The 11,613-nt window shown below is 37.4% G+C and carries 9 protein-coding genes; 3 read left to right on the forward strand and 6 right to left on the reverse strand.

Annotation, left to right across the window (positions count from 1 at the left end):
- The coding region (locus D5R40_RS25650) for a hypothetical protein (RefSeq protein WP_205127694.1) at window positions 1-268 on the forward strand (268 nt) is incomplete at its 5' end.
- Window positions 269-545: 277 nt separating this feature from the next.
- Here D5R40_RS25650 and D5R40_RS25655 read toward each other — a convergent pair.
- Entirely contained in the window at window positions 546-953 is a 408-nt protein-coding gene (locus D5R40_RS25655) for a hypothetical protein (RefSeq protein ID WP_124146277.1), read from the reverse strand.
- A gap of 769 nt (window positions 954-1,722) precedes the next feature.
- On the opposite strand from D5R40_RS25655, the gene D5R40_RS25660 reads away from it, so the two are divergent.
- The gene (locus D5R40_RS25660) at window positions 1,723-2,958 is read left to right on the forward strand and encodes a sensor histidine kinase (RefSeq protein WP_124146278.1); all 1,236 of its coding nucleotides are present in this window, start codon (window positions 1,723-1,725) and stop codon (window positions 2,956-2,958) included.
- Between the two features lie 831 nt (window positions 2,959-3,789).
- The gene (locus D5R40_RS25665; protein ID WP_124146279.1) at window positions 3,790-4,416 is read left to right on the forward strand and encodes a response regulator; all 627 of its coding nucleotides are present in this window, start codon (window positions 3,790-3,792) and stop codon (window positions 4,414-4,416) included.
- A 119-nt stretch (window positions 4,417-4,535) separates the two neighbouring features.
- On the opposite strand, the gene cobI is transcribed toward D5R40_RS25665, so the two are convergent.
- The 5 genes from cobI to D5R40_RS25690 form a co-directional block, all read right to left on the reverse strand.
- Complete coding sequence (gene cobI, locus D5R40_RS25670) at window positions 4,536-5,306, reverse strand: precorrin-2 C(20)-methyltransferase (protein ID WP_124146280.1); 771 nt, start codon at window positions 5,304-5,306, stop codon at window positions 4,536-4,538.
- The gene (locus D5R40_RS25675; protein WP_124155423.1) at window positions 5,303-5,932 is read right to left on the reverse strand and encodes a precorrin-8X methylmutase; all 630 of its coding nucleotides are present in this window, start codon (window positions 5,930-5,932) and stop codon (window positions 5,303-5,305) included. The genes cobI and D5R40_RS25675 overlap by 4 nt, the downstream gene beginning before the upstream one ends.
- 69 nt (window positions 5,933-6,001) lie before the next feature.
- Window positions 6,002-7,099, reverse strand: a complete 1,098-nt coding sequence (locus D5R40_RS37125) for a hybrid sensor histidine kinase/response regulator (RefSeq protein ID WP_192901312.1) — start codon at window positions 7,097-7,099, stop codon at window positions 6,002-6,004.
- Complete coding sequence (locus D5R40_RS37130; RefSeq protein ID WP_124146283.1) at window positions 7,100-8,734, reverse strand: response regulator; 1,635 nt, start codon at window positions 8,732-8,734, stop codon at window positions 7,100-7,102.
- 571 nt (window positions 8,735-9,305) lie between these two features.
- Window positions 9,306-10,607, reverse strand: a complete 1,302-nt coding sequence (locus tag D5R40_RS25690; RefSeq protein WP_124155424.1) for a serine/threonine protein kinase — start codon at window positions 10,605-10,607, stop codon at window positions 9,306-9,308.
- Between the last annotated feature and the right edge of the window lie 1,006 nt (window positions 10,608-11,613).

Genomic DNA, 11,613 nt, shown 5'->3' on the forward strand with positions numbered 1-11,613 from the left:
CAGAAATATTTGTTGCGAGAGAAAGAGTGGGTTGGTTATGAAAAAAGGATTCACTGAGACAACTTATTTTGGCGTTGGTAAATTAGGGTATGATATTAATCTTAATTATTTAGGAGTCAGGAGTCAGGAGTCAGGAGTCAGAAGGAAAGAAAGAAGAAGAAAGAGTAGTAGAGGGAGAAAGTTTTTTGTTTGCGCTCTTATCCGGACAAGACATCATACCTCTTTTCACCAACGCCCTTATTTTCAGCATCTGTTGAAAAAGATATAGACTTTTAACTTCCGCGTAGGGAACAGGGAATAGGGAACAGGGAACAGGGAATAGATTTTTACACCAAAGTTTGTAAGTGACTGTTACAATTCTAGTGCAGGATGGCGGAAATAACTGACCAGTTACAAAATCCTAAAACAATTACAAATGAAAAATGATTGACTTTTGACTTTTGACTTTTAACTTCCGCGTAGCAGCACTAGCTTATGTTAATCTCTCCTACTCCTCTGCTCACCTACTCCCAACAACTCTAATAACTATTCAACCGGACATGATATTACTTCTGACTCCCCACTCCTGACTCCTGACTCCTCCGACCCCGTCTTTGCATCTGTTGACGAAACTGCTCTCGTTGTTCTTCAGTTAAAATATTCGCCATTTGCTGGCGGGATGACTGCATAATTTCGCGCATCTGAGTTTTTTGCTCTTCAGAGAGATTTAACTGTTTCATTGCTCTGCGGGGGCGTTGACCTTGTGAAGTTAAAGTTTGAAGCTGTTGCTGCTGTTCGGGAGTCAGAATATTTTGCATTTGAGCTTTGCTTTGCGCTCGAATTTCCTCCCACTGAGTTTTTTGTTCAGGAGTTAGATTCAAATTTTTAGGATGGGCATCAACTTTTACAGGATTAGCAAATAGAATAGTGGCAACGATGCCAAGTAATAATAGAGAGAAAGATTGACGTTTCATTAGATTTATTTACAACTCCATGTATGAGGTGTTTACTGTCTTAATCCTACAGGCAATCGCTCATAAACAACCAGAGCTGAAAGTCCTAATTTCATCTAGGACTTTAGTCCTAAGAAGGAAGAAGGAAGGAGGAAGAAGGAAGAAGGAAACATATTACTTTGTTTGAGTTTTAAGCTTTTGATATGTCCTACTCTTTGCTTCGACTGCCATAATTATAGCGGTTTTCATTAACATAGAATACAGCTATCAAGTTTGTAACTTATCAAACTTCAAACATACTTATATTTTTCTGTAGTCTACCTTTGTGAAAACTGCTATAAATGTTTCTCGAACTTTAGTGATTTTGGGGTTTTAATAAAATTCCTTATCTTCGGAATATAGCAGAAGGAAGAAGTCCATTAGTAGACTGACACAGCTAAAACTGTGCAATAGATTTTTGTTTCTAGGTGTCTTTATCTCCCCACCCTCCCCATCTAACGCACCATTTAAGGTGTGTCAGTCCAGTAGAGTGCATTAATGAAATGTAACGCACCATCTAGATTTTAATTTTCGGTGTGTTACGCTGATGATTTCACAGGAGAACCAGTCAGTAGGTAGAAAGGAGTTTTTCGGTGACTTTAGAGTCAGAAATAGGTATAATTACCACTATTATTTTGGGTGAAAATTTACCACTAATTGAATTCCATACATCAAATCAGCAACGCCTCAAAATTTAGTAAATTATCATTATTGAGTTTGCAATTTATCGGAGTTTTAATGGAATAAAAATATGAATATTTTCCCAAAAATAACTAAACATCCAATCCGTTTTTTACTCTACTTAGAATGGATTTTACTGATTATTATTGCCATGAGTGAAACTTTAAAATTTCCTCTCTATGGTGGTCGGCGGAGAATACGAGATATTCACACAACAGAAGTCTCAAATTCACTCTCGATCAATCTTTTTCTCCTGCTAGTATTTAGCCTGATGGGACTATTTTTACCTATCAATAAATCCCGCTCAAATAAAATTATTTATACTACTGTCGAAATTGGTTTGATTATTTTAATGTCATTCCTGAGTAATTTACGTCTATCTCCAATATTATGTATAATTCTGGTAATTCGAGATTGTTTTATTTTTGAAAGAAAACAAAATTTAATTATTAATATATTTGTTTTTTCTTTATTCACATTTATCCAAATTCAAAGATTACACAAACTGACAAGATTACCGTTATTTGCTAGAGAAAGATTTATCTTAGTCCTATTAAGTTCAATAATTTTATTTGGATTAGTAATAGTTTTCTTACAATTATTAGTAAAAGCAATAATGTCAGAACGAAAAAGTCGAGAACAATTAGCAATTGCTAATGAAAAGCTACGACAATATGCCCTAAAAATAGAAAATATTGCTGCTTTAGAAGAACGAAATCGGATTGCCAGAGAAATTCACGATTCTCTAGGGCATTATTTAACAGTTTTAAATGTTAGTTTAGAAGCAGCTTGGAAGCTGAGAAAATCAGAACCACAAGAATCAATAGAATTTTTAGCAGATGCTAAACAACTAGGTTCAAAAGCATTAAATGAAGTGCGTCAGTCAGTAGCAACTCTAAGGTCTAACTGGTGGGAAAATCAATCTTTAGAATCAGCGATCGCTACTTTAATAGCAGATTTTCATAAATCTACTGGTATTTTACCCACAAGCAATATAAATATCAATTATTCTCCCGATAATGAACTGAAAATTGCTATTTATCGTATAGTGCAAGAAGCATTAACTAATATTTATAAATATGCTGAAGCAACCACAGTAGAAATTAATATTTTTACCACAAAAAATTTACATTTAATCATTCAAGATAATGGCAAAGGATTTAATTTAAACCAAAATACTACTGGTTTTGGTTTACAGGGAATGCAAGAACGTGCCTTAGCATTAGGAGGTAAATTCGAGATTCTTACCTCTCCTAATACAGGATGTAAAATAATTGCTAATTTTCCCTTAGTTAATATAAATTAATATCATGTCTCTTTAAATACCCACAAATAACATTTATTCGGGAGTAGGGATAAATTTGATAGATTCTCAAGATAATTGATAAATATCATTAATATTTATGTCTAATTAATGAGACCTGATATCAAGGTATATTTTCATTTTTATGTGTGGATAAATAACGTTGAAAAAGCAAGAAGAAATAAAAAGGGAAAAGTGGATGAGGATACTAAAAATTTGCTGTTATTCCTCTACAAACCCTAAGCAATTGTAGACATCACCAGTGAAGTTTAGGGTATTAAACTCAGATGTTATATCGTTTTCGGATAATCACTTATAATAAAGTTTTTGTTTGTAGTAGGACTTTAGCCCTTACAATACTTAGTTTTAGAGCTAGAGCAAAACTACGAGCCTAATTATAACTGTTCTACCGGACATGATATTAGAGAGTAAATGCACAGCAAAGATTAAGACAGCGTATTGGCTTAATATTTGGTATGTTCGGTGGGTTATGGCAGACAGTTAAGATTTTGAGGAGCGACTCATAATTATTTCCGCCTAACCCACCCTACGTCTACTACTCCTTTACTCCCTTTAACATTACTATGCACCACTACCAATTTCTCTATTATCTCTGCTCCCGACTTCCTATTCCCTTATACCAATTCCCATGCATTAATGCTATAGTTCCGATGGGACTTCAGTTATTAAGTAATAATAATGCTTCAGCAATGCTTGCATACGATTATCGGCATTAAACCAAAATATCTTATGTCTTTTAACCCTACTCCCTACTATCAATGAGATGTAGCAAGAATGCGTGATAAATGGTATTAGATAAAATTAGTAGAAACTATGATTAAAGTATTATTAGTCGATGATGAAAATTTAATCCGACGTGGATTAAAAGCTTTATTAAAATTAGAAAATTATTTGCAAATAATAGGAGAAGCTGAAAATGGAGAAATGGCAATAAATCAAATAGAAAATCTACAACCAGATGTAATTTTAATGGATGTACGAATGCCAATAATGGATGGAGTAGCAGCAACTAAAGAAATTTGTCAGCGTTTCCCAGAAGTAAAAATATTAATATTAACTACATTTGATGACGATCAATATGTCACTCAAGCATTGAAATATGGAGCAGCAGGATATTTACTAAAAGACACACCTTCAGAAGAATTAGGTCAGGCAATTCAAGCTGTATTTAAAGGTTATACACAACTAGGACCTGGCATAGGTAAAAAAGCTATTTCTCAAATGGCAATTCCTGTTAGTAACCTTCCCCAAAATTGGCAAGAATTAACACCAAGAGAACAAGAAATTTTAAAATTAATTGCTTCTGGTGCAAATAACCGAGAAATAGCCAAAACTCTCTATATTTCTGAGAAGACTGTAAAAAATCATATTACTAATATTCTCAGGAGGTTAAATTTACGCGATCGCACTCAAGCTGCTATTTTTGCCCATTCAATTTGATCTGGACAGGGAGTAGGGAATAGCGAGTAGGGAGTAGGGGCAAACGCCCGTTTGCTGATGCATAGCTGACGCTAACCCCTGTACAGGATGGAAGAAGAAAATGTTCCATCTCAACGCCATTACCAAATCTTTCTCGACCTCCCCATCTCCCCATCCCTCCATCTCCCCATCTCCCCATCTCCCCATCTCCCCATCTCCATTTGACTGGGAATCAAAATCAAAGACCAATAAGGAACATCAACCTGCTTAACCTCAGTAATGTCAACAATTCGCTGATTTGATTGAGTCGCCCTTTCAATATAAAGTGCCCTATGCAATAACCCTAAACGATTGATAACCCTACGGACTTTGGTAAAATGCCTCCCTAATTTAATGATAACCGCCGCATCAACAACAGCAAGACGATCGCTCAAAGTAGTTTCATCCAAAGTAGCGGGGATAATACTCAACACATCATTGCGATAAGTAATTGGCACACCGAGCATGGCAGCACTTGCCATTATGGAAGAAATTCCCGGGACAATTTCAGTAGGAAACTGTCTTGAAAGTCGCTGGAAAAGATACATAAATGAGCCATAAAGCATTGGTTCCCCTTCACATAACACCGCCACATCTGTCCCTACTTTTAGGTGTTCGGCAATCTTGGTGGCAGCTATATCATAATAGGGATGTGGCGATCGCTTAACATCAAACGGTAAAGACATAGAAATTTCTATCTGGTCGGGACGAATAAAGTCCGAGACGATCGCCCGTGCTAAAGCTTTACCATTTTCAGAAATAGGGTAAGCAATTACTGGAACAGTAGTCAAAATGCGGTGTGCTTTCAAGGTCAACAACTCTGGGTCGCCAGGTCCAATGCCTAATCCATACAGTCGTCCTAATTCTGTCATAAATCGCTCTCCTTTGCCAAAGCATTCACTGCCGAAGCAGCGATCGCACTCCCTCCACGTCTTCCATGGAGAGTAATAAATGGAATTCCTCGACTATTTGCTACCAGTTCAGCTTTTGATTCCGCTGCACCCACAAATCCCACAGGAAAGCCTAAAATTAGAGCAGGTTTTGCCATACCCTCATCCAGCATTTCTAGTAAGTGAAACAGTGCTGTTGGTGCATTACCAATGGCGATAACAGAATTATTGCTCAGAGGTTTCCATAATTCTATCGCTGTTGCAGAGCGAGTATTGTTAATTTGTAGAGCCATTTTAGGTACTTCTGGGTGATTAAGAGTACAAATAACTTCATTGTTAGCTGGCAACCGATGACGGATAATTCCATTAGCTACCATTTGAGAATCACACAGAATTGACGCACCATTAATTAATGCGGCACGTCCTACTTGTACTGCATCTTCTGAAGCAACTAAGTCTTCTACAATATTTGTCATACCGCAGGCATGAATCAATCTAACTGCAACATGAGCTAAATCCTGAGGAAATCTTTCTAGGTTAACTTCGGAGCGAATCATGGCAAAAGATTTGCGATAAATTTCTGCACCATTGCGAATGTAATCAATCATTTTCCTGTAAATAAAATGTCAAGTATTTTCCACCGAGGAGAAAGAGACCGGATATATTTCATTTTCTTCTTAATTGCCTACTGTTTTTTCATTAGACTTCAGAATGATTTCAAAGATGGCTCCTTGGGGTTGGTTGCTTCTAACACAAATTTGGTCTCCATGTGCCTCAACAACCATTTTGCAAAAGGCTAAACCCAATCCTATTTGGGAAACATTAGACATCATAGTTCCAATCTCGTATTTCTCAAAAATCTTTTGTCGTAATTTTTCTGGAACGCCTGGACCGTTGTCGAACGCCTGAATTCTGTAATCTCCAGATTTGAGTAATTCCAAACTCAGGATAATTTTACTGTTATGTGGGGAAAACTTAATAGCATTTGAGATGAGATTATCCAACACTCTATGATACAGAGTGAAATCAATAGCAACTTTTTTACCGGGAGTTTCTGGGAGTTGACTAACTAGAGACTGATTTTTTTGTTCAGCGACCGCTTCAAAGTTTGAAATAGCAGACTCGATCAAACTACATAGTTCTACCTGTGTGCGGTTGAGACGAATTTGACCAGATTCTAGTAAAGCCATTTTTAATAAATCATCAATTAATACTTGTAATGTTTGTGCTGACGAATAAACTTGATTTAGTTTAATATTTTGCTTATCTTGAGGATAATTAGGATTTTTCAAAAGTTCTAAACCAAACAAGATAATAGTCAAAGGATTTCGTAAATCGTGAACGACCATTTTTACCATATCTTCTCGTAATTTGAGCATAGTTTGTAAGTTATCATACTGGTGCTTAATTCGTAGCATGGAGCTAACTCTCGCCCTCAGCTCAATGGTATTAACGGGTTTACTGATAAAATCGTCAGCGCCAGCATTTAGACAATTTGCCAAATCTGACTTTGCGCTTAATGCCGTGACCATAATAATGGGAACAGCTTGCCATGCTGACATAGCTTTAATTTGCCGACAAACTTCAATACCATCAATTCCCGGCATCATTACATCAAGTAAAATCAGGTCTGGGTTGTAGGTTTCTAGGTTGGCGATCCCCTCTTCACCACTGGCAGCATAATACAACTCATAGTCTTGGTCGCTCAAAAGAGCTTCAATCACATCAAAATTATTAGGCTCATCATCAATCACTAAAATAGAAGGTAAATGCATTTATTTTGTGTTTAAAAGTTTTTGAATTGTGGTTGCCAATTGTTTTAGTTTAACAGGTTTGCTCAAGTAATCACTAGCTCCAGCCGCCAGACAACGTTCTCGATCGCCCACCATCGCTAGAGCAGTCAGTGCCACTATCGGCACATCGACCAAGTTAGGAATACTACGAATCTGCTCTATGGCCTGGAGGCCATCTATCTTTGGCATTGAAATGTCCATCAGAATCAGATCGGGGTTTTCCGACCGAGCGAGGGTAATTGCTTCCTCTCCATTCCTAGCCAGCAGAATTCGATAGCCTTTAGCTCTCAGATAGCTTGAAACTGTACTAATATTTACTTTGTTATCTTCTGCCAGCATAATTAATGGTGATATTTGCTCTTGAGGCTGAGTTAGTTCAATGCTAGGTTCAGGCTGCACTTCCAATTCGTTGGAGGTGTCTATTGTCAAAGTGTAAGGAAGGTCGATGGTGAAGCAACTACCAACCCCTATCTCACTGGTGACACCCACTTGCCCGCCGTGATGCTCAACAATACGTTTCACTAAAGCAAGCCCTAAACCTGTCCCTTGGTAGTGCCGATTCAAGGAACTATCAATTTGGACAAAAGGCTGAAATAATTTTTTAAGGTTTTCTGGAGCAATGCCAATGCCAGTGTCAATAACAGCAATTCGTAGGAATTTTTTGAATTTGTTGGCCTTTGAGTCGAACTGCTGGCGATTGACCTGGACTTCCAAGGAAATACATCCCCCATCTGAGGTAAATTTGACAGCATTATTGAGTAGGTTGATTAAAACTTGGCGGATGCGTCGTTCATCCACGAATAACTCAGGCAGGTTTTGGGGCAGTTTCATTTCTAGTTGAATGCGTTTCTTTTCGGCAAGTTGTTTGATGAAGGCCAGACTAGATTGGCACAGAGAAGAAACTGTAGTGAGTGTAAAGTTTAGCTCTAACTGACCCGATTCAATTTTGGCGAGATCCAGAATGTCGTTAATGAGCTCTAACAGATGCCTTCCACTACTCTCAACAGTTTGTATAGCTTTCATTTGTTGCTCATTAATACTGCCAAATATCTCCTCTTGTAGCCCCTCTGTGATGCCGAGGATTGCGTTTAGGGGAGTGCGCAGTTCGTGGCTCATGTTGGCTAGAAATTGGTTCTTAGTCCTGTTTGCGGTTTCGGCAGTTTGTTTTGCTTGCTCTAATGAAAAGACTTTTAGGGCGACTTGTTGTTCTAAGTTTTGAGTCAGCCTTCTTAATTGCATATGAGTATTAACTCTGGCAAGGACTTCTTGTTCTTGAAATGGCTTAGTAATATAATCTACTGCTCCTAGCTCAAAACCTTTAATTTTGTTTTTTGTATCTGCTAAAGCTGTGATAAAAATTATGGGGATATTGCAAGTGGTATGATGGGATTTGAGTTTTTTACAGATTTCAAAGCCATCTATGTCAGGCATTGTGATGTCTAATAAAATTAAATCTGGTAATTTCCGCTCTAGTTGTTTGAACGCTCGTTTTCCGTTGGTGGCGATCGCCACATCATACCCTACTACACTGAGTGTTTCTGAGAGGACATCTAAATTTTCTGGTATATCATCAATGATTAAAATGAGTCCTATTTGTTTTGCTAATTCTTTATTCATGACTTGTGAGAGTTTAGAGACTGTTTAGAATTAATGTGCTTTTGAATTAATATCTCAATTTCTTCGGTTTGAAATTGCTTTGCCAGTTGTGAAATTTTCTGGGTAAAGGGCAGATAGCAATCGCTCTTTTGCCCAATTTTTTCAGCCGTTTTTGCTAGCTTGAACAGTAAGCCATCCTAGGCCAACTCAAATAGAATTTGTAAATCCTCTAATGGCGGTGCAATTATTTCGAGAGTATCATCTTGAGTGATAGTAGAAGTTGAGACTAACTTAATTGTTTCATATTTCCAAGTCACTTGTAGATAGTTAGTAAGTAGAGTGAATATCTCCTCGGTATTTACAGGTTTGGGTAAAAAATCATCATCTCCTGCATCTAGGCGTTGGTGAATATAGAATGGTATAGAATAAAAATGCTTCAGTATTCCATTTCCTGACTACTATACTACTTAAAATTTAAGACTGTGCCAATTCCTATCTAGAGGATTACAAGTTCACTAACGCCTACAATTGGTTGGGGTTATAAGACACGAAGTGGCAAGTCCTTGACTATCCCCATCCACTTCTTCCTTCTTCAATCTGGTTTTTGATTCAACCATTCATTAATTTCCTGAGCTAATCGCGTGCTATCTTTTGGGTTCATCGCTCGATCTAGTTGATATTTATCTATTTGAGATTGAATTGTCACTTGATAACCAGATTCAAACTTAGATGATAATACCTGTAAAATATCTCTAGTATTTCCCTGGCATTTCCCGTAAATAAAATTAAATAAATGTCGTTCTACCTGAAAACTATTACGGTCAATATAAATATATTTTTTTTCTCCAAAGAGTATATATATTCCTACAAAAATAATGATCAAAAATAATATTCCATAAATTGGATTAGTTAGCAGTAAACCAAAAAATATACAAAGCGCTCCACCAATAATTCCAGAACCTTTAATTTCTCTTAAACTAGGTGCATGAGTATAGATTTCCATCATCTCTGGAGATTTATTAATGCTAATAATAATGCTTAAGTTGAGAGGATTTTTTTTAGGTGTAACTAATGGTTGAAGTTTTGGTTTTGAGTCGAGAGATGTCAAAGCTTCACGGGCATTTTGAAAGCGACTTCCTAAATCCATTTCTGTGATTTTACTAATCCAAGTTGCGAAGCTAGGATTAATATCAACCTTGTCAGTAAATTGAATCTGATAATTTTTTTGCGGTAAATCTACAGGGGGCGTTCCAGTTAGTAAATGAATTAAAGTAGCTCCTAAACCATATAAGTCTGAAGCTGGCACTGCTCTACCCCAAAATTGTTCTAGGGGAGCATAACCGCTAGTTCCAATAATAGTAAAAGTTACTCCTTGAGCATTACCTTGAGATTGTACTGCGCCAAAATCTACTAAATAAATTTGTTGGTCTGCACCCATAATTAAATTACTGGGTTTAATATCTCGATGCAAAACGGGAGGCTCTAGTTCGTGGAGATAAATTAGAATTTCTAATACTTCTTTAGCAATTTTTTTGACATCTTCTTCTATGAAATTTTTATCCCTATCTAATAATTCTTGGAGGGAAAAACCAGGAATATAATCTTGCACTAATGCAAACCAAGGCAAACCTGAATTTGCTTCTTTTTCCAAGGAAAAATAATTGCGATAACGAGGAATATGGGGATGATTTAGATCTTGTAGAATTTGGGCTTCTGTCTCAAATAAATTTAATTCTTGCCCTAATATTTCGGCACTATAAGCTAACATTTTGAGAATTACTTGTTCTTGCAGTTGGGAGTCAAATGCTAGCCAAGTTTTACGACCTGGTACGGTGTTACCTAATTGTTTTTGTAGTTGGTAACGTTGTTTTAAGATTTGTCCTGGAGTTAACATAATTAAGTTAAAAGTCAATATTAATCTCAATACTATCTAGTTATAATACCGTAGTAGGCCGTCTAGACTAAATTTGTGGGTAAAACCTAACCCCCCAACCCCCTTCCCTGCTAGCGTTGGGGGGGATTTATCCCCTCTCCTTGCAGGAGAGGGGTTGGGGGAGAGGTCTTCCCTCGTTACTCGCTCCCCCAACCCCCTTCCCTGCTAGCGTTGGGGGGGATTTATCCCCTCTCCTTGCAGGAGAGGGGTTGGGGGAGAGGTCTTCCCTCGTTACTCGCTCCTAAGTTTTATATAGAATCTGATTGAACAGTCTAGTAGGGTGTGTTAGCGGAACAAAGTGGAGCGTAACGCACCATTTTTGATGTTACTGGTGCGTTACGCTATCTGACTATTGGACAATAGTTAAATTGATGCTCAAAACAGAATAATCAGGCGATCGCTACCTTGTCAGTTTCCTCTCAAGACTATTGGACAATAGTTGAATGAATTATCAATAGTGAATAATCAGGCGATCGCTACCTTGTCAGTTTCCTCTCAAGACTATTGGACAATAGTTGAATGAATTATCAATAGTGAATAATCAGGCGATCGCTACCTTGTCAGTTTCCTCTCAAGACTATTGGACAATAGTTGAATGAATTATCAATAGTGAATAATCAGGCGATCGCTACCTTGCTAGTTTGCTCTCAAGACTATTGAACAATAGTTAAATGAATTATCAATACTGAATCATCAGGCGATCGCTACCTTGTCAGTTTCCGTTCCAGACTATTGGACAATAGTTAAATGAATTATCAATACTGAGTAATCAGGCGATCGCTACCTTGCTAGTTTGCTCTCAAGACTATTGGACAATAGTTAAATTAATGCTCAATAGTGAATGCTCGGGCGATCGCTACCTTGCCAGTTTCCGAGCCTGACTATTGAACAATAGTTAAATTAATCAGGACTTACGCAGAACCACCTTATGTGGTAGGGGCGAATGGCATTAGCCCTCTGCGGATAG

The sequence above is a fragment of the Okeania hirsuta genome (assembly GCF_003838195.1).
Taxonomy (GTDB): Bacteria; Cyanobacteriota; Cyanobacteriia; order Cyanobacteriales; family Microcoleaceae; genus Okeania; species Okeania hirsuta.

Excerpts from the sequence above, each read along its gene's own strand:
- D5R40_RS25660 (WP_124146278.1), top strand. The coding sequence starts at position 1,723 with ATGAATATTTTCCCAAAAATAACTAAACATCCAATCCGTTTTTTACTC.
- D5R40_RS25665 (WP_124146279.1), top strand. The coding sequence starts at position 3,790 with ATGATTAAAGTATTATTAGTCGATGATGAAAATTTAATCCGACGTGGA.
- D5R40_RS25655 (WP_124146277.1), bottom strand. The coding sequence starts at position 953 with ATGAAACGTCAATCTTTCTCTCTATTATTACTTGGCATCGTTGCCACT.
- D5R40_RS25675 (WP_124155423.1), bottom strand. The coding sequence starts at position 5,932 with ATGATTGATTACATTCGCAATGGTGCAGAAATTTATCGCAAATCTTTT.
- D5R40_RS37125 (WP_192901312.1), bottom strand. The coding sequence starts at position 7,099 with ATGCATTTACCTTCTATTTTAGTGATTGATGATGAGCCTAATAATTTT.
- D5R40_RS37130 (WP_124146283.1), bottom strand. The coding sequence starts at position 8,734 with ATGAATAAAGAATTAGCAAAACAAATAGGACTCATTTTAATCATTGAT.
- cobI (WP_124146280.1), bottom strand. The coding sequence starts at position 5,306 with ATGACAGAATTAGGACGACTGTATGGATTAGGCATTGGACCTGGCGAC.
- D5R40_RS25690 (WP_124155424.1), bottom strand. The coding sequence starts at position 10,607 with ATGTTAACTCCAGGACAAATCTTAAAACAACGTTACCAACTACAAAAA.